Source organism: Scandinavium hiltneri (genome assembly GCF_024764835.1).
Classification (GTDB): domain Bacteria; phylum Pseudomonadota; class Gammaproteobacteria; order Enterobacterales; family Enterobacteriaceae; genus Scandinavium; species Scandinavium hiltneri.
In genome coordinates this window covers 182,617-205,958 of record NZ_JALIGE010000068.1, presented here as the reverse complement: position 1 = coordinate 205,958, position 23,342 = coordinate 182,617, and the positions used below count along the sequence as shown (strand labels likewise).

The following is a 23,342-nucleotide window of genomic DNA, read 5'->3' as shown; positions in this document are numbered from 1 at the left end:
AAAGCACGGTATATGGCGACCCATGCTGTAGTAAAAATAGGGGAGTACATTATCTCCGGTACATTCTATTTCAGCGGGAAATAGACTGATTACAGAGTTGTAATGTTAATATTGATACTGCTCTCACGAATAATTAAGCGAGAGACGATTTCATACATTTCAATGCTTTCCTGATTATTTTTATTGCTGACCATCTGGAATGCCAGATGTGCAATATCACTTATCGGCTGCGCGATACTTGTTATTTTTTTTGTTTGTGCCAATAAGGTGTTGTCGAAACTAACGATCGAAATGTCCTGTGGAACGGATATACCCTTATTGTTTAACCCATCAATAATATAACTGGCGGCGACGTCGTTATACACCATCAGGCCCGTGCATGCAGTTTCCCGGACGGCTAGTTTCTCAATAACATCGTCCAGGGTGCTGATATGTCCTGATATTTTCTCACCCTGGCCTTTTTCTATCCAGAATTGGTTCTGTGGATTAAGTACTAATCCGTGACCGATGATTTTTTTACTCCATGCTGACACTTTTCGATTGTCGACACCTTCTTGCGCAATAAAACCTAATGCGGTATGTCCGGTCTGGATAAAATGCTCGGCAATGCTTTCTGCGCCTTTACTCTGATTAACCGATACCGAATTAAAAAACCGGGAAACCTGTGTCACCACAGCAACTGGAATATGGGTGGCCGCGAGCCACTCCGCAAGTTCAGCTTCCGCTTCCGTGGGTACCCACAGCAAGCTATCTATTCCCATCCCGATCAGGGTATGAATAATTTGTTTATCCTGCAGCGGTTGGTTCTGATGTGTTTTAACGATCACCGTCTTGCCGATGTATCGTGCTTCTTCCTCAAAAGTTGCCAGCAGTTCGCAAAAATGCGGATTGACCAGGTTCGGCAGGACAACGGCGATCAGGCCGGAGCATTTGCCGCTCAGTTGAAACGCGCTTTTACTGGGCACATAACACAGGTAATCCATCGCATCACGTACTGCCTTACGTGTTTCAGGTACCACGCTGGGGTGATTGTTCAACACCCTTGAAACGGTAGCTGTTGATACTCCTGCTTTTTTTGCGACATCTTTAATGGAAGCCATGATGATGAACTGTACCCTCTAAAACGAGATGTCACTATAAAGTGTGATGGAAGTCAAAAATGTAAGCCAGTTCACATGTTGTTGCGTTACATAAAACCCGGTTCACTCTCTCACTTCCATTGACGCTCAGAATGCAAAAAGGGCCAGTCACTTGCATGACTGGCCCTGAGAAAGGAGTTGATTGCGGATGAAGCCTTTCAGGTCATCATCATTGGCCATTCTGGCGGTGTCTGGCTCATCACTTCCATCATCACGTCTTTAATGTTATTCCAGACCAGCGTCAGGTCGACCAGGGTAATCCCCAGTAAACCCGTGGCGAACCAGCAGGAGGCCGCAACGCCAAAGAGGCTGCAAATAACCGCCAGCCCGGCATAATCGGATTTACGAAACTGAATTTTTAACGTGCTCGCCAGAAACATCAGCACAGCGCTCGTGAGTGGCCAGCGGAGAAGAACAACGCCGGTGGTGACAGACATCATGAAACGTACCCTCTGAAAACGGAGCCAGAGATAGCGCGGCGTTGCACATCAGGGGCATCACACTCTGGCTATCGGCAGGCATCGACCAATGTAATGAAACACTGTTTTGTGTTTCATGAGATTGTGTGAACTATATCACATTCGCTGTTTTATTCGCCACTGGTATGGTGAAATTTTACATACAGAGAAATCGCGGTATCAGGGCTATGCATTGACATGAGGAATATATTCTTCGCGGTCTTTGATGGGGATTTTAGGTTTTTCAGTGAGATAGAAAACCGACACGATAGTTTGGTTTTTATACAATATTGACTATTCGCAGAACGTCGATATCCTGAAAATCGATAAATCGTTCGTCGACACGCTCACCACCAATAGCACCAGCCATTTGATTGCAGAACACATCATTGAGATGGCGCAAAGCCTGCGGCTGAAGATTATCGCGGAAGGCGTCGACACCGCCGGGCAGATCAACTGGCTTCTTAAGCGTGGGGTACCGTTCTGTCAGGGCTGGCATATTGCGAAAGCCATGCCGCCGCACGCGTTTGTTGAATGGCTGCAGGGCTCAACGCAGTGGGCGAGCCATCAGGTAGCTCACGCTGAGATTTGATGGCGATAGTCGCTCGGGGTGCGGTCGAACTCCCGGCGAAAGACGCGCGAAAAGGTCTGCTGCGACACGTAACCCAAATCCATCGCAATATCAAAAATCGGACGCTGTGTCGTGCGCAGCGCTTCTGCCGCCATCAGTAACCGCCGCTGGCGAATGTATTCACCCAACGTCTGGTGCATCACCGCGCGGAACATCCGCTGCAAATACCATTTTGAATAACCCGATTTTCTGGCGACCACGTCAATGTTAAGTGGTTGATCAATATGCTCATCAATCCATTCAATCAGCGTTTCTATGATGTCGTGATGGGACATAAATAGCCTCTCTTTCACAATTTCGGTTCGTCGATTTGTCTGCGGGCGAGTATAATTCCTCAAGTTAACTTGAGGTAAAGTGCTTTATGGAAAAGAAATCTCCCCGCATTAAAACGCTGCTGACGCCAGGTGAAGTGGCAAGGCGTAGTGGCGTCGCCGTATCGGCGCTGCATTTCTATGAAAGCAAAGGATTAATAGAGAGTACGCGTAACGATGGCAACCAGCGTCGCTATCGTCGCGATGTACTGCGCTATGTGGCGATTATCAAGATTGCCCAGCGAATAGGCATTCCGCTCGCGACCATCAGCGACGCGCTGGGCGTGCTGCCGGAAGGGCACAACCTGAGCCCAAAGGCGTGGAAACAGCTGTCGTCACAGTGGCGCGAAGAACTGGATAGCCGTATCCACACGCTGGTTGCTTTGCGCGATCAGCTTGATGGCTGCATCGGCTGCGGCTGCCTGTCACATCGTGACTGCCCGCTGCGTAACCCGGGCGATATGCTCGGCGAGAAGGGGCCTGGCGCGCACTTCCCGGACGATAACGACTAAAAAACTAAAGCGCCACAATTGGGCGCTTTAGTTGTTTTCCGGTCTTTGTCTTTCTCTCTATCCCGTTGGTTCACAGGAGGGTTTCCCCCGACATCAGCACGCCTCAGTCGATCAAAAGTGGTTGGAGGTTCCGGTTTGTACTGACACTTTAATTGTAAGCCGCAACCCGATTCTTGCCACCGGAATTGACGATTATTTCGCCAAATTTTTTCCCACCTTTCGCCACAGTTCCTATAGTTATTTTGAACAACTCACAGGAGACCGCCATGCTGACGGTGCATCATCTTAATCTGTCGCGCTCCCAGCGCGTGCTTTGGGCCTTAGAAGAGCTGGAATTGCCCTACCAGATAGTGCGCTACCAGCGCGAACCGACGATGCTGGCACCTGAGGCGTTGAAAAAAGTGCATCCGCTGGGGAAATCTCCGGTGCTGGAGGATGACGGACTGATCCTCGCTGAGTCGGGCGCAATTCTGGAATATTTACAGGAGACGCACGATCCCGGACAAACGCTTAAACCCATGAGTCCGCAGGATCGCGTTCAGTATCGTTTCTGGCTGCATTACGCGGAAGGCTCGCTGATGCCGTTCCTGCTGATGAAACTGATATTTGGGCGTCTCGGCAAGCCGCCGGTACCGATTGGTCTGAGAACGGTGGGCAAACTGCTTGGGCAGGGCGTGCAAAAGGGATATCTCAATAAACAGCTGGCGACTCATGCGGCGTTTATTGAAGCGCACCTGGCGCAAAACACGTGGTTTGCCGGGGAGCAGCTCAGTATGGCGGATATTCAGATGAGCTATCCGGCGATGGCGTTACTGGCGCGTGGTGAGCAGGGCGCACTGCCGAGTCTGACGGCGTGGACAAAACGCGTTGAAAACCGTCCCGCCTGGCAGAGAGCAATTCAACAGGGCGGCCCACTCGATTTTCCCGGCAGCTGATTCATCATCACAAAAACCGATGACCCGGCGAAATGAAAACAAACGTTCGCAAAAATGTTAGAAGATTGCGCATGGACGATATCGTTTGCGCACACGTTGTCTATTTCTTCGCCGTCATAAGGGAAAAATAGCGAAATGGCATAAACATCAGTTGAAAAGGGCAGTATAAAAGCCAGATAATCGTTTGCCTTTTTTTACCGATGTCTTTCGGGCGCATTTTTGTTGGCTGCTTTTGCTCACCCCAGTCACATAGTTATCTATGCTCCTGGAAATTCGCGCAATTGCCGCCGCAATGCAACCCGAAATCCATGTGGCAAAAATCTGTTCCGCCGTGAAGGTCAGGAGCAGGTCACATTGCATACCGTTTTTGTTTGCGTGAAGCTAATCGTTTGCTTTTTTTGCGACCCCCCTTAGTCGCGATATCGCACAGGGAAAAGTACATGGCATCTGAATGATGTTGTGTATAACGCTTAGCTGGCATTGGATTGTCCATCACGCGGACGGACGAATGATAAAAATTCTCAGGGGATGTTTTCTATGTCTACGCCTTCAGCGCGTACCGGCGGTTTGGACGCCTGGTTCAAAATTTCAGCTCGTGGCAGCACTGTACGTCAGGAGATCCTTGCCGGTTTAACGACCTTCCTGGCAATGGTGTACTCCGTTATCGTCGTACCGGGCATGCTCGGTAAAGCGGGCTTCCCACCGACGGCCGTCTTCGTGGCGACCTGTCTGGTGGCGGGTGTCGGTTCTCTGGTCATGGGCCTGTGGGCGAACCTGCCGCTGGCGATTGGCTGCGCCATCTCGCTGACCGCGTTTACCGCCTTTAGCCTGGTGCTGGGCCAGCACATCAGCATTCCTGTGGCGCTGGGGGCGGTGTTCCTGATGGGGGTACTGTTCACTATCATTTCCGCCACCGGCATTCGTAGCTGGATCCTGCGCAACCTGCCGCAGGGCGTTGCGCATGGCACCGGCATTGGTATCGGCTTGTTCCTGCTGCTGATCGCGGCGAACGGCGTGGGTCTGGTTATCAAAAACCCGCTGGACGGCCTGCCGGTGACGCTCGGTCACTTCGCCAGCTTCCCTGTTATCATGTCGCTTATTGGCCTGGCGGTGATTATCGGTCTGGAAAAACTGAAGGTGCCGGGCGGTATTCTGCTGACTATCGTCGGCGTGTCCGTTGTCGGACTGATTTTCGATCCGACCGTGCATTTCTCCGGTATCTTCGCCATGCCTTCTCTCAGCGACGAGCACGGCAATTCGCTGATTGGCAGCCTCGATATTATGGGCGCGCTGAATCCTGTTGTTCTGCCAAGCGTGCTGGCGTTGGTGATGACTGCGGTGTTTGACGCCACGGGCACCATCCGCGCAGTCGCCGGTCAGGCAAACCTGCTGGATAAAGATGGGCAGATCATCAACGGCGGCAAAGCGCTGACCACTGACTCCCTGAGCAGCGTATTCTCTGGTCTGGTGGGTGCTGCGCCTGCTGCGGTTTACATCGAATCTGCAGCCGGTACTGCCGCTGGCGGTAAAACCGGTCTGACTGCCATCACTGTCGGCGTATTGTTCCTGCTGATCCTGTTCCTGGCCCCGCTCTCTTATCTGGTGCCTGCCTACGCAACTGCCCCAGCGTTGATGTACGTTGGTTTGCTGATGCTGAGCAACGTCGCGAAAATCGACTTCGGCGATTTCGTCGACGCGATGGCAGGGCTTATCACTGCGGTGTTCATCGTCCTGACCTGTAATATCGTAACCGGCATTATGATTGGTTTCGCCACGCTGGTGATTGGCCGCGTGGTATCCGGTGAATGGCGCAAGCTGAACATCGGCACCGTGGTTATCGCCCTGGCGCTGGTGGCCTTCTATGCGGGCGGCTGGGCGATTTAAGGCCTGGTCAGCGCAGTAAAAAACGGGTGGCGTTTGCCACCCGTTTTGTTTTTTAGGGCACATCCTGCCGTTCTTTGCGATAAGCTTGAGAGCGTATTATCTGAGGTTAAGTAATAAGACATCGCAAACAGGGATAGCATGGAAATTTTCTTCACAATACTGATCATGACCCTTGTGGTCTCCCTTTCCGGGGTCATCACCCGCGTCCTCCCTTTTCAGGTTCCACTCCCGCTGATGCAGATTGGTATCGGCGCGATGCTGGCGTGGCCGACGTTCGGCTTACACGTCGAGTTTGATCCGGAACTGTTCCTCGTTTTGTTCATTCCGCCGCTGCTGTTTGCTGACGGCTGGAAGACGCCAACGCGTGAATTTCTGGAACATGGGCGAGAGATTTTTGGTCTTGCGCTGGCGTTAGTGTTGGTCACGGTGGTCGGCATTGGCTTCCTGATTTATTGGGTGGTGCCAGGTATTCCGCTGATCCCGGCGTTTGCGCTGGCGGCGGTGTTGTCGCCAACCGATGCCGTGGCGCTGTCCGGTATTGTCGGCGAAGGGCGCATCCCGAAAAAAATCATGGGCATCTTGCAGGGCGAGGCGCTGATGAACGATGCGTCCGGTCTGGTGTCGCTCAAATTCGCCGTTGCGGTGGTGATGGGCACGATGGTGTTCACCGTCGGTGGGGCCGCGCTTGAGTTTGTCAAAGTGGCGACTGGCGGTATCCTGGCCGGGTTTATCGTCAGCTGGTCGTACGGTCGTTCGCTGCGTTTCCTCAGCCGCTGGGGTGGGGATGAACCGGCGACACAAATTGTGCTGTTGTTCCTGCTGCCGTTCGCGTCTTACCTGATTGCCGAACACATCGGCGTATCGGGCATTCTGGCAGCGGTTGCCGCCGGGATGACCATCACCCGATCCGGCGTGATGCGTACTGCGCCGCTGGCCATGCGTCTGCGTGCCAACAGTACCTGGGCAATGCTGGAGTTCGTGTTTAACGGCATGGTATTCCTGCTGTTGGGCCTGCAGCTGCCAGGCATACTCGAAACCTCGCTGGTGGCTGCAGAAGCCGATCCGAACGTCGAAACCTGGATGTTGTTCGCCGATATTCTACTGATTTATGCCGCGCTGATGCTGGTGCGTTTTGGCTGGCTGTGGACCATGCAGCGTTTCAGCCTGCGTTTCCTGAAAAAGAAACCGATGGAGTTTGGGAGCTGGAGTACGCGCGAGCTGCTTATCGCCTCATTTGCAGGCGTGCGCGGGGCGATTACGCTGGCCGGTGTGCTCTCCATTCCGTTGTGGTTGCCGGATGGCAGTACCTTCCCGGCGCGCTACGAGCTGGTGTTCCTCTCGGCGGGGGTTATCTTGTTCTCGCTGTTTGTTGGGGTCGTTATTCTGCCGATACTGCTGCGACACATTGAGGTCGCCGACCATTCTCAGCAGCACAAAGAAGAACGCCTGGCGCGGGCCGCAACGGCGGACGTGGCCATTGTCGCGATTCAGAAAATGGAAGAACGCCTGGCAGCAGACACCAAAGAAAACATCGATAATCAGCTGCTCACCGAAGTGAGTTCGCGGGTTATTGGTAACCTGCGGCGTCGGGTAGACGGGCGTAAAGATGTCGAATCCTCAATGCTGGAAGAGAGTCTTGAGCGCCGCTTTCGCCTTGCGGCGCTGCGTTCCGAGCGCGGTGAGCTTTACCATCTGCGCGCCACTCGACAAATCAGCAATGAAACGCTGCAAAAGCTCCTGCACGATCTCGATTTGCTGGAAGCGCTGTTGATAGAAGACCAGTAAATTCAGCCCAAAAAAAGCCGCCTGTGGAAGGCGGCTGAAAGGGGGGAGGAATACCGTCGAGCGTTACTGCAGGTCGACGTTTTTGCTGCCAAAAAACCAGGTCAGTACAAAACCGGCCAGATACGAAATCAGAATACCCGCCACGTACACCGCCATTCCGGCGAAAATACCCTGCGAAGACGTCATCAGTGGAATCGACACCAGGCCAGACGGGCCGAAGACGGTGTTCAGGCCCACGGGCAGACCCAGCCACGAAATCAGACCAATGAAGAAGCCACCCACCGCGCCGCCGAGACAGGCCGTCACGAACGGTTTCAGGCGCGGCAGCGTCACGCCATAAATCAACGGTTCACCAATCCCCAACAGGCCAGGGAAGATGGCGCCTTTTATCTGGGTGCGTAACATAGAGCCGTGTTTGGCGCGGAAGTACAGCGCCAGTGACGCACCAACCTGTCCGGCACCGGCCATCGCCAGAATCGGGAACAGGGAGTTGAAGCCCTGAGCGTCCATCAGCGCGAAATACACCGGCACAAAACCCTGATGAATGCCGAACACAACGGCTATCAGGAACAGACCGGCCAACAGTGCCGTGCCAAACGGATTGCCGTTCAGGTGCAGGAACAGCCACGACATGCCTTTAAACAGCTCGCCGCCAATCGGCATAATCACCGTGAAAGTGATGGCCCCGGTAATCAGCAGCGTAATGGCTGACGTCAGGATCATATCCAGTGAATCATGAATAAAGCGTCGCACCTGGCGCTCAATCCACGCCCCGAGAATACAGGCCAGCAGCACGCCAATAATGTTGCCGCGCGGGTCGATGACCAGCCCGAAAAAGTCCTGCATTCCCGCGTAATAGCCGACTTTGCCTTCCGGCACGTAGCGCAGAATAAACAGCGAGGCGATGATCGCGCCGTTCACGCCCGAGCCACCAAACGCTTTTTGGGTGTTGAAACCAATAAGAATGCTGAGGAAGGTGAACAGGCCAATGCTGAACACCTTCATATAGGCGATCATGTCCACGAGCCAGGTTGCCGGTGACGCGCTGTCGGTAATGAAAATTTGCTGTAACAGCGTCGCGATACCGAGCAACAGGCCCGCCGCGATAAAGCCCGGGATCAGCGGCGTAAAGATGGTGGCAAACTTGGTCAAAAAGTTATGCAGCGCGCTGTTCTGCTTGCCTTTCATCTTTGCTTTATTCTGACTTGCCTGGGTTTTCAGGTCTGCGTTTGACGCAGGTACTGGAGCTTCCGCACCCTCTGATTTCAGCAGGTCATTCATCATTTCACTGGCAGTTTGCGCTTTACCCGGCCCGAGGATAATTTGCAGTTGGTCGTCGCCGTTAATCACGCCGAGGACGCCGGGCACCGCTTTGAGCTGTGCAATATCGGCGGCATCACGGTTGACCAGCGTCAGGCGCAGGCGCGTCATGCAGTTGCCGCACACGCTGATGTTCGCGGGTCCTCCCGCCAGTCGCAGAAGTTGTTCGATCATCGAGCCGGTTATCTTCGCCATGATTACTTGCTCCCGATGCCCTGGATGGCGCTGCGAATGAAGCCGTTGTTGTTGTTCAGCATCGCGCTGGCATCGGCGGCGCTGACCCCCGCCAGAACCATCACAATGGCGGTTTTACAATGACGATCGCAGGCGTTCAGCGCCGCTTCTGCTGCTGCTGGTTCACACTCTGTGGCCTGGACCACGATGTTCACCTGACGCTGCAGCAGCTTGGCATTGGTGGCTTCCACATCGACCATCAGGTTGCCAAACACTTTGCCGGACCGGATCATCGCCCCGGTGGTCAGCATATTGAGTACCAGTTTCTGGGCGGTGCCGGCTTTCATACGTGAAGAGCCGGTGACCACTTCCGGGCCGACCATCGGTTCGATGGCGATGTCGGCAATCTTGCCAATTTCGCTGCCACGGTTGCAGGCGATAGCCCCGACGGTCGCACCCACGCTGCGGGCGTAGTTCAGGGCACCAATCACATACGGTGTGCGCCCACTGGCCGCAATGCCGATGACCACGTCGCGTTCGTTCAGGGCCAAATCACGCAGGTCCTGCTCGCCCATTTGCGGGCTATCTTCGGCGTTTTCGACCGCCTGCAAAATGGCGGTTTTACCGCCCGCAATCAGACCCACCACCCTTTCGCGCGGCGTGCCGTAGGTTGGCGGGCATTCGCTTGCATCCAGAATACCGAGGCGGCCCGAGGTGCCCGCGCCGCAGTAAATCAGGCGTCCGCCGCAGGCAAAGGCTTGAGTAATCGCATCGACGGCCTTCGCGATGGCAGGCAGCTGTTCTTCAACCGCCAGCGCGACCTTTTGGTCTTCTGTATTAATGACTTTCAGCATCTCCAGCGTCGACAGGGTGTCAATGTTCTCGCTCGCCGGGTTGCGGCTCTCTGTAGCCAGTGCAGATAAATCAATTTTCATAACGACCTCGATGAATTGCGTTCTCTATAATTTGGAATAATATATTCCAGTTATTGATGTAAGAAGTAATATTTTATCCCAGAGTCTAATCTGTGATCGGGCGCAGTCTGCACTGCCAAATGAGCGCGACGGAAAGGGAGAAAATAGGCAAGCGGAGTGGGACTAGCCTTCCGGCAGCCAAAATCCTTCGCAGCACTGGAGCCAGGCCTGGGCGCTGTGCGAGAGGTAAGTGCCTTCGCGCCAGATCATACCCAATTGCCAGTGCAGCTTGCTGTCGAGCGGGATCCAGCGCAGGGTATTTTTGTCGAGCCGCTGGCAAATCGGTTCGGGTAAGATTGCCACGCCAACGCCCGCCTGCACCATCGCCGCCAGAAAATCCCACTGGCCGCTGCGAACCGCAATGCGCGGTTTCACATCATGCTCGGCAAACAACGTCATCAACTGGCGGCTGAGCGCAAAATCTTCGTTATAAATCAGCAGTGGATGCGCGGCTAACTGTTCCGGACTCATGGACTCAACGTGTAGCCATTCGCCGGATTTCGGCACCAGCACGCACAGCGGATGGCTGAACAGCGGCAGCGTCGACAGGCCACTTTCTTCATCCACGGGCAGGGCGGTCATCGCCACATCAAGCTCGCCGTTCATCACTGCCTGTTGCACCGTCAGGCCACCGAATTCGGCAATTTTGAGTTCCACGCCGGGGTAGCGCTGGCGGAACAAACTGATAGGGCCGGCCATTAACATGCCAACCATAGGAGGAATGCCGAGGCGCAGTAACCCTTTTTGCAGGTGATTGATATCACTGAGTTCCGCTTCAAGCTGGCGGAATTCGGCCAGGATCGCCAGGCCCCGCTCGAACACCACGCGTCCGGTATCGGTCAGCAGCAGCTTGCGCCCGTCGCGGATGAGCAGGGTACAGTTAAGGTCATCTTCCAGGTTTTTCAACATCTTACTGATGGTAGGCTGGGTGACAAACAGCTTCTCTGCCGCACGGGTAAAGCTCTGTTGCCGGACCACTTCGACGAAATAGCGCAGCGTTCTTATGTCCATGATTATTCCTCGAAACTATACCTTCAATGATTTTAATTCATTTCAGTCGCAGTCGACGGCTCTCTATACTGAGCACCTTCATATTTTTCAGGAATTTCTTTCATGGCTGTGGCCTTAGGGCGCGTAACGCCTGCAGTTCTGCACCATCTTCAGGTCCCGGTGCAGGTGGTGTTGTACGCCGGGTTGTTTGTGCTGGCGGAACATCTGGTCGTGTGGGGCCATCTTCCGCTGCCTGCGAATCTGGTCGGTATGGTGTTAATGCTGGGGCTGATTGTGTGCCGCATCTTACCGCTCAACTGGGTACGCGCCGGTTCGCGCTGGCTGCTGGCGGAGATGCTGCTGTTCTTCGTGCCTGCGGTGGTGGCGGTGGTTAATTATGCCCAGTTGTTGAGGGTAGATGGCTGGCGCATTTTTCTGGTGATTGCGCTGAGTACAATAATGGTGCTGGGCGCGACCGCCTGGGTGGTCGATAAAGTGTATCGCTACGAGCTAAGCAGGATGAATCGTGAATAGTCTTGCGCTGAGCCTGCTATGCCTGGCGGTTACCCTCGGACTCTATTACGCCAACAAACGCCTGTATCGCCGCTTTCGCAAACTGCCGCTGATGCCGCTGGTGTTCACCCCGCTGTTGCTGGTGCTGATCCTGGTATTCGGCCACATCTCTTATCAGAATTACATGGGCGAAGCGCACTGGCTGCTGTGGCTGCTCGGCCCGGCGACCATCGCCTTTGCGGTGCCGGTGTATGACAATCTGGCGGTGATCAAACGCCACTGGATGTCCCTCAGCGCGGGCGTTGTGACGGCGAACGTAGTGGCGGTGTGCAGCTCGGTCTGGCTGGCTCGTCTGTTTACGTTGTCGGATGAAATTCAGCGCAGCCTGGCGGTGCGTTCAATTACCACGCCGTTTGCGCTTGCTGCTGCGAAACCGCTCGGCGGACAGCCGGAGCTGGTGGCGCTGTTCGTGGTGATTACCGGTGTGTTTGGCATGGCGGTAGGCGACATGCTGTTTTTGCGTCTCGCCATTCGGGAAGGCATGGCGAAAGGCGCAGGCTTTGGTGCCGCCTCACACGGAGCAGGCACTGCGCGTTCCTACGAACTTGGTCCGCAGGAAGGGGTGATTGCCAGTCTGGTGATGATGCTCTCCGGCGTCACGATGGTCCTGTGTGCGCCGCTAGTTGCATGGGCGATGTTCTGAGAAATCCCCGGCCGCAAGACCGGGGATAACGCGCTTAGTGCGCCCGGCCCTGGTCGATGCCAATCCCGGTTTGAGAACGAATAAACTGCGCGCGGAACTGCTCGCGTTCGCGCATTCCGGCTTCGGAGTTGTCCGTGGCGGAGAACACCCAAATCCCGATAAACGCCACCGCGATGGAAAACAGCGCCGGGTATTCATACGGGAAGATGGCTTTTTCGTGGCCGAGGATCTGCACCCAAATTGTCGGGCCGAGAACCATCAGCACAATCGCCGTCAGCAGACCCAACCAGCCGCCAACCATCGCCCCACGCGTGGTCAGTTTCGACCAGTACATCGAGAGCAGGATTATCGGGAAGTTGCAGCTCGCGGCAATCGAGAACGCCAGGCCGACCATGAAGGCGATGTTCTGCTTCTCGAACAAAATCCCCAGCAGAATCGCCACCACGCCCAAAATCAGCACGGTGATTTTCGACACCCGCAGTTCATCACGTTCGGACGCGCCTTTGCGGAACACGTTGGCATAAAGGTCATGCGACACCGCCGAAGCGCCTGCCAGCGTCAGACCCGCAACGACCGCCAGAATAGTGGCGAACGCCACGGCTGAAATGAAGCCGAGGAACAGGTTGCCGCCTACCGCATCGGCCAGATGCACCGCCGCCATATTGTTACCGCCAATCAACTGGCCCGCCGCGTCTTTAAACGCCGGGTTCGCCCCGACCAGCATGATCGCGCCAAAGCCGATGATGAAGGTCAGAATGTAGAAGTAACCCATAAATCCGGTGGCGTAGAGCACGCTTTTACGCGCTTCACGTGCATCGCTGACGGTGAAGAAACGCATCAGAATGTGCGGCAGACCGGCGGTGCCGAACATCAGGCCCAACCCTAACGACAGTGCAGAAATCGGGTCTTTAACCAGTCCGCCCGGACTCATGATCGCCGCGCCTTTCGGGTGAACCGCCATCGCCTGGGTAAACAGGTTATTGAAGCTGAAGCCCACGTGCTTCATGACCATAAATGCCATAAAGCTGGCGCCAAACAGCAGCAGCACCGCTTTGATGATTTGCACCCAGGTGGTCGCCAGCATGCCACCGAACAGGACGTACATCACCATCAGCACGCCGACCAGCACCACGGCGACGTGGTAGTTCAGGCCGAACAGCAGTTCGATGAGCTTCCCGGCACCGACCATCTGTGCAATCAGATACAGCGCCACGACGACCAGCGATCCGCAGGCAGACAGAATACGAATCGGCCCTTGTTTCAGGCGATACGACGCCACGTCGGCGAAGGTGAAGCGCCCGAGGTTACGCAGGCGTTCGGCTATCAGGAACAGGATAATCGGCCAGCCGACGAGGAAGCCGAGAGAGTAAATTAGGCCGTCGTAGCCGGAGGTGTACACCAGCGCGGAAATACCGAGGAATGACGCCGCAGACATAAAGTCTCCGGCAATTGCCAGGCCGTTCTGGAAACCGGTGATATTGCCGCCCGCGGTGTAGTAATCGTTGCGCGAGCGGACCCGTTTAGAGGCCCACCAGGTGATGTACAGCGTCAGCAGCACAAAAATCAGGAACATGATGATCGCCTGCCAGTTGGTCGGCTGGCGCTGCACTTCACCGCTAATGGAATCGGCAGCGTTCGCCGCCAGCGGCAGCAAGGTGGCCAGCGCCGTCAGTCGTTTTTTCATGGCGCCTTCACCTCATGCAGAACGGCCTTCGTCAGCCGGTCAAATTCACCGTTTGCCCGCCAGACGTACACGGCGGTAAGCACGAAAGAAATGATGATTACGCCAATTCCGATGGGAATACCACGCGTGACGCTGGTGCCCGCATGCAGCGGCGTACCGAGCCAGCCGGGCGCGAAAGCAATTAACAGAATAAAACCGACATAGACCACCAGCATGATGATCGACAGGAGGGTGGCAAACCGTTGCCGTTTTTCGACGAGCTCCCTGAAATGCGCACTGTTTTCTATCTGCTGACAAATATCTTGATTCATCACCGCGTCTCCAGAGGTTCCCCGTCGTCTTTCAGAAGCAGGAAATTCAAACGGGAAGGTAAGGTATTGTTATTATGAGCAGGCCCGGTTAGCGGAGCGCTACCGGGCAAGAATGTTATGAAGGCATTGAGATGGACTGCTTCTCTTCGAGCAGTTTTTCCACCACGCCAGGATCGGCAAGCGTTGAGGTATCACCCAAGTTGCTGGTATCTCCGGCGGCAATTTTGCGCAGAATGCGGCGCATGATTTTGCCGGAGCGGGTTTTCGGCAGCGAATCGGTCCAGTGCAGCACGTCTGGCGTCGCCAGCGGGCCAATCTCTTTGCGCACCCAGTTCCGCACTTCGGTATACAGCTCCGCACTCGGTTCTTCGCCGTGGTTCAGGGTGACGTAGGCATAAATCGCCTGGCCCTTAATGCTGTGCGGAATGCCGACCACCGCCGCTTCGGCGATTTTCGGGTGTGAGACCAGCGCAGACTCAATCTCTGCGGTGCCCAGACGGTGGCCGGACACGTTCAGCACGTCATCGACGCGGCCCGTTATCCAGAAGTAACCATCTTCGTCACGACGTGCGCCGTCTCCGCTAAAGTACATGTTTTTGAAGGTCGAGAAGTAGGTCTGCTCGAACCTGTCGTGATCGCCAAACAGTGTGCGCGCCTGGCCTGGCCAGGAATCAGTGATCACCAGGTTGCCTTCGGTCGCCCCTTCCAGCACGTTGCCTTCGTTATCGACCAGCGCGGGCTGCACACCGAAGAACGGACGCGTCGCGGAGCCGGCTTTCAGCTCGGTCGCACCCGGCAGCGGGGTGATCATGAAGCCGCCGGTTTCGGTCTGCCACCAGGTGTCTATCACCGGACATTTTTCGTTGCCGATTTTCTTCCAGTACCACTCCCAGGCTTCCGGGTTGATAGGCTCGCCCACGGAACCGAGAATGCGCAGGGAAGAGCGGTCAGTGCCCTGAATGGCCTTATCGCCTTCGGCCATCAGGGCGCGAATAGCGGTCGGGGCGGTGTAGAGAATGTTTACGTTGTGTTTGTCGACCACCTGGCTCATGCGCGCAGGCGTCGGCCAGTTTGGTACGCCTTCGAACATTAGCGTGGTCGCACCGCAGGCCAGCGGGCCGTACAGCAGATAGCTGTGACCGGTGACCCAGCCGACGTCGGCGGTACACCAGTAGATATCGCCCTGATGGTAATCAAAGACGTATTTAAAGGTGGTCGCCGCATACACCAGATAGCCGCCGGTCGTGTGCAGCACACCTTTTGGTTTGCCGGTAGACCCGGAGGTGTAGAGGATAAACAGCGGGTCTTCCGCGCCGACTTCAACCGGCTGATGCTGGTCGCTGGCTTTCTCCGTCAGTTCACTCCACCACAGGTCGCGGCCTTCCTGCCAGGCGATAGTCCCGCCGGTACGTTTCAGGACCACCACGTGTTCAACGGTATTGACGTTAGGATTTCTCAGCGCGTCATCAACGTTTTTCTTCAGTGGAATGGAACGGCCCGCGCGTACGCCTTCATCGGCGGTGATCACCAGGCGCGAACTGGAATCGATAATGCGTCCGGCGACGGCTTCCGGTGAAAAGCCGCCGAAAATGACCGAATGCACCGCGCCAATACGCGCGCAGGCGAGCATCGCCACCGCCGCTTCAGGCACCATCGGCATGTAAATCGCCACCACATCGCCTTTTTGGATGCCGAGTTCGGTCAGCACGTTGGCGAAACGGCATACGTCGGCGTGCAGTTCTTTATAGGAAATGTGTTTGCTCTGGGTGGCGTCGTCGCCTTCCCAGATGATGGCGGTCTGATCACCGCGCTCGGCAAGATGGCGGTCGAGGCAGTTGGCCGCCAGGTTCAGAGTACCGTCTTCGTACCAGTTGATTGAGACATTACCGGGGGCGAAAGAGGTATTTTTGACTTTCTGATAGGGCTTGATCCAGTCGAGGATTTTTCCCTGCTCGCCCCAAAAGGCGTCAGGGGAGCTCACCGACTGTTGATACTTCGCTGCATACTGCTCCGGGTTGATCAGGCAATTTTCCGCAATGTTTGCGGGAATAGCGTGTTTGTGGACTTGGCTCATGGCTTTTGCTCTCCTTTTTGTTAACTATATGTCAACAAAAGGTTAATTATAGCGTGATGAACAGTTTTTTTACTTTTTGCGTTACAGATCACGGATTAATTTGGTAGCGAATTAATGAATATTTAAAGCATCTGAATAAGCTATTAACGGTATAATGTTAATTATTTTGGGTATATTATCCTGGCCAGTTCTGCTGGCATGCTGCGGAGGGACTGTTTTTAAATTTATCCCCGCTTAATTAATCATTCACAGTAGTGGTGTTTTATTTGCAAACATTCACCTAGCGAATAAAATTTGCTGTGATTTAAGGTTTGATTATGATGCAATGGCAGGATCCGCTAACAATAATTTACTTAACAATCGTTAAATATATTAAAAGTATATGCTTTATGTGTTTCTGTAAAATATTGGCATAACCACGCTGAATTGCTAAAGCCATTTCTATTGTTTAACATCACCCTCGCTTAACCTCTAGATTATTTTATTCGATATAGCTTAAATACATAAAGGATTTGTATTGTGAAATTAAAATCAATCAGCCTGATGATTGGACTTAGCATAATTGCTGCTGGTGCCGCATCCTCTACCGCTTTCGCACAAATTACCGCAAATGACGACCTTAACCGTCTCGAAGGCACTAATGGCAATACCATGATGCGTTCCAGTGACAACGGGCAAACGTGGCTGGCGCTTGAAACCACGTCAACCGGCGAGACCTATGGTGTTAATAATAACTTTCCAGGCAGCCAGACAGTTATTGTTGCGAATCAGATCAATCAAGTTCTTACTACGCCAACGTGGGATGAGAACCAGACTTATGGCACTGCCGGTACCCGTGTGCGTTATCAGGGATATTACTGGACTAACCAGTGGTGGGCCGGCCCAGGTGAAAAACCGGGTGTGGAGTCAGTATGGCTGAAAGGTGAAGCGACGAACCTACAACAGAATATTCTGGGGACCTTTAACTTTACCCCATGGACCGGTGAAACCGCGGAAGCATATCAGCAGGAACAAAAACAGAAAGTTGCCGGTCAGCGTAAAGTGGTGGGATATTTCCCGGAATGGGGCGTGTATGATGCGCACAATAATTTCACGCCAATTAAAGTCAATACCAGCCTGATTTCCCATTTGAATTACGGTTTTGCGGTTATTAAAAATGGTGTCGTGGTGATGCATGATACTGAAAAAGCCCCGGAACTGATGAAAGATCTGGCAACACGCATGGCTGCTTCTGGCGTGAAATATATGATTTCCATTGGCGGCTGGGACAACTCGCAGGAAGGTGTATTTGAAGCCGCGACGGCCACAGCAGCCGGCACCGAACGTCTGGCGCAGAGCATGGTTGATTACATGCTGCAATGGAAATTTGATGGCATTGATATCGACTGGGAATACCCGGACACCGAAGCTGAGAAAAATCAGTTTACCAGCCTTATCCAGCTGCTGCGCAGTAAGCTTGATGCCCAGGGTCTGAAAGACGACAAATATTACCAGCTCTCTTCGGCGGTCACCACGAACCATAATAATATTCAATATATTAACCCGGAAGTGACCGCGCCGTTGCTGGATAGCGTGAACGTGATGGCTTATGACATTCACGGTGCATTTGACCCTATCACCGGCCACAACGCACCACAGTTTGCCAACAGCAAAGACGCAGACCAGAAGCTGAACGTGTCCTCGACGATGCAGGAATATGCCAATACCTGGCATGTGCCGAAGAGTAAACTGCTGATGGGTGTGCCATTCTATGGTCGTGGCTGGGGCAATGTTGAACCGACTGAGATTATCCCAGGCCTGCCAGGTCTGTTTGCGCCAGGTAGCGCGACGGTGAAAGGAAAATGGGACGATGTCGGCCAGTTCACCGGCACCAACCCATGGTACACACTGAAAGAAAAACTGGCTCAGGGTTATACCCGCTACTGGGACAGCGAATCGCACGTACCGTATATGTATAACCCGACGACTAAAGTGCTGCTGACGTATGATGACCCGCAGTCTATCAGTGAAAAGGTGGACTACATCAACCAGCAAGGTTTTGCCGGGGCAATTATCTGGGATATCAGTGGTGATACCTCAAACTATGAATTAGGTAAGATCGTTGGTGATATTCTTCAAACCTCAGTGGTTACCGGTGATGACGTTAAATCATTCGCTGTTGAGCATGGAGATGAAAAACTCTCGGCCTACTCAATTAATATTGAGATGAGCAAAGAAGCTTATCAGTCAAAAAAATATTATCTGCATCTTGAAAAAATAGCGCCATATGCGAATGCACCGAAAAATGACGTGCGGAGTTATGACGAATGTTATATTGATAAAGGTGTCATGACTAAATGTCCGAATGTTAGCGTTGAAAATGATAGTGCTGGTAACGTCAAGATCTCTTATCCTCGCGCGAATTTATTGGTCGGCAGTGTAGTTTCGCTGGTTGAAAATGACAGCAATAAAACCGTTGTCAAAAAACTGGACATGACTCAACCGTCACTCAATTTAGCAACTGCTGATGATATACTGCAAATGCGCTATGTTCCGGCAGTTAAAGGTGCAACCGCTGCGACAATTGAAGTCGATGTTCCTGTGACCTTGAAAAATAGCGCAAACATTCTCGCTTACTTCATTAACGATGAAGGCGTTGGTACGTTGACGGGTGGTGGTAGCTGTGGTGGCATCGGCTACAAACAGAAAAACTCTGACGTCGCGATGGAATGGTTTAGAACCACCAAAAACCAAAAGAGTGTATCTTCTTTAGTGGCCGGTGATGTTGTCTCTGTCTACCTGAAAGACAATACTTGTATGTTCAGCAAAGATCCTAAAGCAACAAAATTGCTTAAGTCGATGGTTATTACACCAGAGATGCTGAAATAAGGTAAATGGCGAAACAAGGCCAGTATCGTAATGATACTGGCCTATTTTTTTGTCACTCGAATGCGTCAAGTTAATCGTTTTAGCCTTGGGCACTCTCACGTAACCGGGACTTCAGCTTATTATATTCGTCAATAACGTACTGTTCAGCGCTGTGCTGGTCGGCAATACTTTCCACCCGAACGGCGCAGTATTTATACTCCGGCGTTTTGGTTATCGGGCTTAGGTTTTCCGTGACCAGCTCATTACAGGCGCCAATCCACCACTGATAGGTCATGTAAACCGCCCCGACGTTCGGGCGGGAGCTGACCTGCGCGCGGGTAATGATTTTGCCTTTGCGCGAATACACCCACACCAGCGCTTCGTTCTCAATACCGAGCCTTGCCGCGTCAGCGGTATTGATTTGCGCGTAGCCCGGTTTGAGTGGGCCCCATGAAAAACCAGACAGTAGAAGTCTCTTAACTTAAGAGATAGGCTTGGATATATGTCTAACACTAACGCTAATTTTGAGATGACCGGAATACTGTTGGGGCAAGAAGCCCGTCGGCGTAAAACGCCTCAGGAAAAGATCGCCATTATTCAGCAGTCGATGGCGCCGGGAATGTCGGTATCCCATGTCGCCCGTCTGCATGGCATTCAGCCCAGTCTGCTGTTCAAGTGGAAAAAGCAGTACCAGGAAGGCAGTCTCACCGCAGTGGCTGCCGGAGAAGAGGTCGTTCCGGCTTCTGAACTCTCCGCTGCGCTGAAACAAATCAGGGAGCTTCAGCGTCTTCTGGGTAAGAAGACGATGGAGAACGAGATCCTGAAAGAAGCGGTGGAGTACGGTCAGTCGCGAAAATGGATAGCGCACGCGCCCTTGTTATCAAAGGGCAAGGAATAGCACAGGTCAGCCGGGCTTTAGGCGTGTCGCGTGCGCAGTTATCCCTTCGGGTCAATCGTCCTGTCGACTGGCAGGACGGGCGCTGTAACAGACGGAATGAGGAAGCAGATGCAGAGCTGCTACCGCGAATCCTCGCGATCATCAGTGATATGCCGGGTTATGGTTATCGACGGGTGTGGGCGATACTGCGGAAGCAGTCGCGCAATGAAGGGCTTCCCCCCGTGAATGCCAAACGGGTTTATCGTGTGATGAGCGAGAACAGGCTGTTGCTGCTGCACGGCAAACCACAACGTCGGCAGCGTGAGCATAACGGCAAAGTCGCGGTGGCGGAAAGCGATCTGCGCTGGTGTTCAGATGGCTTCGAGTTCGGCTGTGATGACGGCGAGAAGCTGCGGGTGACGTTCGCGCTGGACTGCTGCGACAGAGAAGCCATAGAGTGGGCCGCCAGTACAGGGGGTTACGACAGCAGCACGGTACAGGATGTGATGCTGGGTGCAGTGGAAAAACGGTTCGGTAATCAGTTACCGGAAAAATCAATCCAGTGGCTGACGGACAACGGTTCAGCTTATGTAGCGCATGAAACCCGCTGGTTCGCGAGGGAACTGAATCTGGAGCCATGCACAACAGCAGTGAGCAGTCCGCAGAGTAATGGCATGGCTGAACGGTTCGTAAAAACGATGAAAAGTGACTACATCACCTTCATGCCCAAACCGAATGTGAGAACGGCGCTGATAAACCTGGCGGCGGCGTTCGAGCATTACAATGAAAACCATCCGCACAGCGCCCTGGGATACCTCTCACCGAGGGAATACCGGAGCCAACGGATAACGCTAACTTAGAGACAAAAGCTGTCTGGAAATAGCGGGTCAAGATCAGCGCGTAGCCCGGTTCATCGGCAAGCGCGGCCAGTGCGGCACAGTTACCGGTCATCGAACGACAGGAGTAGTGGCCGACTTCACGCACGGTGGAGAGCACCAGCGGATACTCTTCGGTGAGTTTATCGATAGGCGCGACCCAGTCGCAGGTGAAGAATTGCGCCAGACCGTTCGGCGTATCGAACTTCTCCGCGAACAGGTACGACGTACCCTGATCGGCGTCTGACTCATCGCTACATGGCCACATCACATAGCCAAGCTGCAGAAAGCTCGGCGTCAGTTTGTAGCGGATCTTCGCCCATGATGTAGGCCGCACGCACTTCGCCATGCGCCGCACGGTGCGGCAGCTCGCTGATGCGATAGCCGGTGTGTGCAGGCAGACTTTCCACGCCCCAGGCTTTGGCGAATTTCTCGCGGTTGGCCGGATTGTTGATGTACTGATAACCCGGATAGGTATCCGGCAACGCGCCCATATCACAGGCACCCTGGACGTTGTTCTGACCACGCACCGGGTTAACGCCGACGCTCGGACGGCCCAGATTGCCGGTCAGCATTGCCAGGCTTGTCAGCGAACGCACCGTTTCCACACCCTGATAGAACTGGGTCACGCCCATGCCCCACAGGATCGCAGCGGATTGTGCAGGTACTGGACAGAATAGTGGCAAACCGTGGATATCCGCATGAAGATGCGGATGGATAGCGGACCGGAACTGATATCACTGGCTCTGGCGCAATGGGCTGAAGACCATGGTGTGATGCTGGAATTTATCAAGCCGGGTAAGCCGATGCAGAACGCCTTTATCGAACGATTTAACCGAACATACCGGACCGAAATACTTTATTTTTATCTGTTCAGAACGCTGAACGAAGCACGGTAAATAACGGAATGCTGGCTGAATGAACACAACAGTGAGCGGCCCCATGAATCCCGGAATAACCTGACGCCGGAAGAATACCGGCTGATGGCTGAGAAACCGGAAATCTCAAAAAGTGCGTGGAACTAAAACGGGTGTGCTTACACCGCTTCTTCTGCCGCTTTTGTACAAATTACCGCATAAGTGGGCCCCTCTCTGTGCGATTGTGGTTAATTATTCCCGAAAACTCAGATTTACATTTATCAACTGGGAAAAATGATTTTATGGGAATGAATTGTGGGAAATGTAGAGAAAATGGAGTTTATTTTCGGCTAAGCTGCGAACATGACCTGGCTTATCAATCAGCCTAATGATTCAGGAAGCATTAAATGGTGGACACACATACACCGCGGCTACCGTATGATCCACATATGTGCCGCAGTTACGATAAACAGACAAAAAGCCCCCTTGCGCTCTATTCTGAGTCTCAGAGGATGGATATCGAACTGCGGGCCCCGCTGGCCATGACATACAGCCACTGGCACGGTCAGATAGAAGTCAATGTTCCCTTTGATGGTGATGTGGAGTATCTGATTAATGATGAAGTGGTACTCATGAACCAAGGCTACATTACTCTTTTCTGGGCCTGTACACCTCATCAGCTGACGAACCCTGGCCATTGCCAACAAATGGCAATATTCAATCTTCCTATGCATCTTTTTCTGTCATGGCCACTGGATCGTGAGTTGATTAACCACGTCACGCATGGGCTGGTGATAAAATCACAGGCTGTCCAGCAGCTCAGTATTTTTGAGGTCCAACGCTGGCAACATGAGCTGAAAAGCGAGAATACGCACATTCGGCAACTCGCGATTGATGAGATTGCGTTGATGCTCAAACGGTTCAGCCTTTCGGGTTGGAATCCGGTTTTAGTGAATAACACTTCCCTGTCTCATAAAAACGGTACTTCCAGACATGCTAAGTTTTATGTCAGCCAGATGCTGGAGTTTATCGCAGCGAATAGCGATAAACCTCTGACCATAAATGATATTGCTGATCATATTAAATTAAATCCTAATTACGCGATGGGCATTTTCCAGAAAGCCATGCAATTGACGATGAAACAATACATTACCACCTTACGTATTAATCATGTCCGTGCTTTACTGAGTGATACTGATAACACCATTCTTGATATAGCCATGCTTACGGGGTTTAACTCAAGTAGTCGTTTCTACAGTACGTTTAAAAAATATGTAGGAATGCCTCCGCAGCAATACCGAAAACTGAGTCAACAACGGCGTCATAATTTACCTTAGACAGATTTGATGTATAAATTATAAAGACAGGTAATGTGGCTTCACATTTTCTTCATACACGTTCTTGAGGAGGATTTGTTCACAAAGCGATGATATTCTTCATTATTCATATTTTAAATAACATGTGGAATTGATTAACAAATAACTGGAA

18 protein-coding genes and 4 pseudogenes are annotated in these 23,342 nt (G+C 53.1%); 11 read left to right on the top strand and 11 right to left on the bottom strand.

The window, feature by feature from the left end:
- Nucleotides 1-89: 89 nt before the first annotated feature.
- Nucleotides 90-1,100, bottom strand: a complete 1,011-nt coding sequence (locus MUU47_RS04220; protein WP_258986901.1) for a LacI family DNA-binding transcriptional regulator — start codon at nucleotides 1,098-1,100, stop codon at nucleotides 90-92.
- A gap of 197 nt (nucleotides 1,101-1,297) precedes the next feature.
- Nucleotides 1,298-1,579, bottom strand: coding sequence for a YjcB family protein (locus MUU47_RS04215; RefSeq protein ID WP_258986899.1), 282 nt, complete (start codon nucleotides 1,577-1,579; stop codon nucleotides 1,298-1,300).
- Between the two features lie 298 nt (nucleotides 1,580-1,877).
- On the opposite strand from MUU47_RS04215, the pseudogene MUU47_RS04210 reads away from it, so the two are divergent.
- A pseudogene (locus MUU47_RS04210) lies at nucleotides 1,878-2,189 on the top strand (EAL domain-containing protein); the annotation flags it as partial.
- Here MUU47_RS04210 and soxS read toward each other — a convergent pair.
- Nucleotides 2,174-2,503: a superoxide response transcriptional regulator SoxS gene (soxS, locus tag MUU47_RS04205; RefSeq protein WP_159776658.1), complete on the bottom strand. Its 330-nt coding sequence runs from the start codon at nucleotides 2,501-2,503 to the stop codon at nucleotides 2,174-2,176. The pseudogene MUU47_RS04210 and the gene soxS overlap by 16 nt on opposite strands.
- An 86-nt stretch (nucleotides 2,504-2,589) precedes the next feature.
- Here soxS and soxR point away from each other — a divergent pair, with 86 nt between their 5' ends.
- The 4 genes from soxR (at nucleotide 2,590) to MUU47_RS04185 (ending at nucleotide 7,655) form a co-directional block, all read left to right on the top strand.
- A complete protein-coding gene (gene soxR, locus MUU47_RS04200; protein ID WP_258986898.1) occupies nucleotides 2,590-3,051 on the top strand; it encodes a redox-sensitive transcriptional activator SoxR in 462 nt (153 codons plus the stop codon).
- A gap of 266 nt (nucleotides 3,052-3,317) precedes the next feature.
- A complete protein-coding gene (locus MUU47_RS04195; RefSeq protein ID WP_258986897.1) occupies nucleotides 3,318-3,986 on the top strand; it encodes a glutathione S-transferase family protein in 669 nt (222 codons plus the stop codon).
- Between the two features lie 537 nt (nucleotides 3,987-4,523).
- The gene (locus tag MUU47_RS04190; protein WP_258986896.1) at nucleotides 4,524-5,870 is read left to right on the top strand and encodes an NCS2 family permease; all 1,347 of its coding nucleotides are present in this window, start codon (nucleotides 4,524-4,526) and stop codon (nucleotides 5,868-5,870) included.
- Between the two features lie 138 nt (nucleotides 5,871-6,008).
- Nucleotides 6,009-7,655 (top strand): Na+/H+ antiporter, encoded by a 1,647-nt coding sequence (locus MUU47_RS04185; protein ID WP_258986895.1) that lies wholly within the window; start codon nucleotides 6,009-6,011, stop codon nucleotides 7,653-7,655.
- A 63-nt stretch (nucleotides 7,656-7,718) separates the two neighbouring features.
- Here the strand turns inward: MUU47_RS04185 and murP are convergent, their stop codons facing one another.
- The 3 genes from murP to MUU47_RS04170 all read right to left on the bottom strand — a co-directional run bounded on the left by murP (nucleotide 7,719) and on the right by MUU47_RS04170 (nucleotide 11,134).
- Nucleotides 7,719-9,170, bottom strand: coding sequence for a PTS N-acetylmuramic acid transporter subunit IIBC (gene murP / locus MUU47_RS04180; protein ID WP_258986894.1), 1,452 nt, complete (start codon nucleotides 9,168-9,170; stop codon nucleotides 7,719-7,721).
- A 2-nt stretch (nucleotides 9,171-9,172) separates the two neighbouring features.
- The gene (gene murQ / locus MUU47_RS04175) at nucleotides 9,173-10,084 is read right to left on the bottom strand and encodes an N-acetylmuramic acid 6-phosphate etherase (protein WP_258986893.1); all 912 of its coding nucleotides are present in this window, start codon (nucleotides 10,082-10,084) and stop codon (nucleotides 9,173-9,175) included.
- Between the two features lie 162 nt (nucleotides 10,085-10,246).
- The gene (locus tag MUU47_RS04170) at nucleotides 10,247-11,134 is read right to left on the bottom strand and encodes a LysR family transcriptional regulator (protein WP_258986892.1); all 888 of its coding nucleotides are present in this window, start codon (nucleotides 11,132-11,134) and stop codon (nucleotides 10,247-10,249) included.
- A gap of 102 nt (nucleotides 11,135-11,236) precedes the next feature.
- Between MUU47_RS04170 and MUU47_RS04165 the strand changes: the two genes are divergently transcribed.
- Nucleotides 11,237-11,647 (top strand): CidA/LrgA family protein, encoded by a 411-nt coding sequence (locus MUU47_RS04165; protein ID WP_258986891.1) that lies wholly within the window; start codon nucleotides 11,237-11,239, stop codon nucleotides 11,645-11,647.
- Nucleotides 11,640-12,329, top strand: a complete 690-nt coding sequence (locus MUU47_RS04160; protein ID WP_133462031.1) for an LrgB family protein — start codon at nucleotides 11,640-11,642, stop codon at nucleotides 12,327-12,329. Before MUU47_RS04165 ends, MUU47_RS04160 begins: the two co-directional genes overlap by 8 nt.
- A 34-nt stretch (nucleotides 12,330-12,363) precedes the next feature.
- Here the strand turns inward: MUU47_RS04160 and actP are convergent, their stop codons facing one another.
- The 3 genes from actP to acs form a co-directional block, all read right to left on the bottom strand.
- Complete coding sequence (gene actP / locus MUU47_RS04155; protein WP_258986890.1) at nucleotides 12,364-14,013, bottom strand: cation/acetate symporter ActP; 1,650 nt, start codon at nucleotides 14,011-14,013, stop codon at nucleotides 12,364-12,366.
- Nucleotides 14,010-14,324: a DUF485 domain-containing protein gene (locus MUU47_RS04150; protein ID WP_258986889.1), complete on the bottom strand. Its 315-nt coding sequence runs from the start codon at nucleotides 14,322-14,324 to the stop codon at nucleotides 14,010-14,012. Before MUU47_RS04150 ends, actP begins: the two co-directional genes overlap by 4 nt.
- A 115-nt stretch (nucleotides 14,325-14,439) precedes the next feature.
- Complete coding sequence (gene acs, locus MUU47_RS04145; protein ID WP_258986888.1) at nucleotides 14,440-16,398, bottom strand: acetate--CoA ligase; 1,959 nt, start codon at nucleotides 16,396-16,398, stop codon at nucleotides 14,440-14,442.
- Between the two features lie 519 nt (nucleotides 16,399-16,917).
- Between acs and MUU47_RS04140 the strand changes: the two genes are divergently transcribed.
- Complete coding sequence (locus MUU47_RS04140; RefSeq protein ID WP_374684740.1) at nucleotides 16,918-19,266, top strand: glycosyl hydrolase family 18 protein; 2,349 nt, start codon at nucleotides 16,918-16,920, stop codon at nucleotides 19,264-19,266.
- Between the two features lie 79 nt (nucleotides 19,267-19,345).
- Here MUU47_RS04140 and MUU47_RS04135 read toward each other — a convergent pair.
- Nucleotides 19,346-19,684 (bottom strand): annotated as a pseudogene (locus MUU47_RS04135) (molybdopterin dinucleotide binding domain-containing protein); the annotation flags it as partial.
- A gap of 90 nt (nucleotides 19,685-19,774) precedes the next feature.
- On the opposite strand from MUU47_RS04135, the gene MUU47_RS04130 reads away from it, so the two are divergent.
- A protein-coding gene (locus MUU47_RS04130) for an IS3 family transposase (RefSeq protein WP_258986976.1) occupies nucleotides 19,775-20,982 on the top strand; the annotation gives its coding sequence in 2 pieces (ribosomal slippage) (nucleotides 19,775-20,096 and nucleotides 20,096-20,982; 1,209 coding nt in all).
- Nucleotides 20,983-21,007: 25 nt separating this feature from the next.
- Here MUU47_RS04130 and MUU47_RS04125 read toward each other — a convergent pair.
- Nucleotides 21,008-21,659: pseudogene (locus MUU47_RS04125) on the bottom strand (molybdopterin-dependent oxidoreductase); the annotation flags it as partial.
- Here MUU47_RS04125 and MUU47_RS04120 point away from each other — a divergent pair.
- Nucleotides 21,644-22,022, top strand: a pseudogene (locus MUU47_RS04120) (integrase core domain-containing protein); the annotation flags it as partial. The pseudogenes MUU47_RS04125 and MUU47_RS04120 sit on opposite strands and share 16 nt — an antisense overlap.
- A 239-nt stretch (nucleotides 22,023-22,261) precedes the next feature.
- Nucleotides 22,262-23,191, top strand: a complete 930-nt coding sequence (gene melR / locus MUU47_RS04115; protein ID WP_258986887.1) for a transcriptional regulator MelR — start codon at nucleotides 22,262-22,264, stop codon at nucleotides 23,189-23,191.
- Nucleotides 23,192-23,342: the final 151 nt, after the last annotated feature.

What these genes read in the sequence shown, in the direction of transcription:
- MUU47_RS04220 (WP_258986901.1), bottom strand. Translation starts at nt 1,100, where the DNA reads ATGGCTTCCATTAAAGATGTCGCAAAAAAAGCAGGAGTATCAACAGCT.
- MUU47_RS04215 (WP_258986899.1), bottom strand. Translation starts at nt 1,579, where the DNA reads ATGATGTCTGTCACCACCGGCGTTGTTCTTCTCCGCTGGCCACTCACG.
- soxS (WP_159776658.1), bottom strand. Translation starts at nt 2,503, where the DNA reads ATGTCCCATCACGACATCATAGAAACGCTGATTGAATGGATTGATGAG.
- soxR (WP_258986898.1), top strand. Translation starts at nt 2,590, where the DNA reads ATGGAAAAGAAATCTCCCCGCATTAAAACGCTGCTGACGCCAGGTGAA.
- MUU47_RS04195 (WP_258986897.1), top strand. Translation starts at nt 3,318, where the DNA reads ATGCTGACGGTGCATCATCTTAATCTGTCGCGCTCCCAGCGCGTGCTT.
- MUU47_RS04190 (WP_258986896.1), top strand. Translation starts at nt 4,524, where the DNA reads ATGTCTACGCCTTCAGCGCGTACCGGCGGTTTGGACGCCTGGTTCAAA.
- MUU47_RS04185 (WP_258986895.1), top strand. Translation starts at nt 6,009, where the DNA reads ATGGAAATTTTCTTCACAATACTGATCATGACCCTTGTGGTCTCCCTT.
- murP (WP_258986894.1), bottom strand. Translation starts at nt 9,170, where the DNA reads ATGGCGAAGATAACCGGCTCGATGATCGAACAACTTCTGCGACTGGCG.
- murQ (WP_258986893.1), bottom strand. Translation starts at nt 10,084, where the DNA reads ATGAAAATTGATTTATCTGCACTGGCTACAGAGAGCCGCAACCCGGCG.
- MUU47_RS04170 (WP_258986892.1), bottom strand. Translation starts at nt 11,134, where the DNA reads ATGGACATAAGAACGCTGCGCTATTTCGTCGAAGTGGTCCGGCAACAG.
- MUU47_RS04165 (WP_258986891.1), top strand. Translation starts at nt 11,237, where the DNA reads ATGGCTGTGGCCTTAGGGCGCGTAACGCCTGCAGTTCTGCACCATCTT.
- actP (WP_258986890.1), bottom strand. Translation starts at nt 14,013, where the DNA reads ATGAAAAAACGACTGACGGCGCTGGCCACCTTGCTGCCGCTGGCGGCG.
- MUU47_RS04150 (WP_258986889.1), bottom strand. Translation starts at nt 14,324, where the DNA reads ATGAATCAAGATATTTGTCAGCAGATAGAAAACAGTGCGCATTTCAGG.
- acs (WP_258986888.1), bottom strand. Translation starts at nt 16,398, where the DNA reads ATGAGCCAAGTCCACAAACACGCTATTCCCGCAAACATTGCGGAAAAT.
- melR (WP_258986887.1), top strand. Translation starts at nt 22,262, where the DNA reads ATGGTGGACACACATACACCGCGGCTACCGTATGATCCACATATGTGC.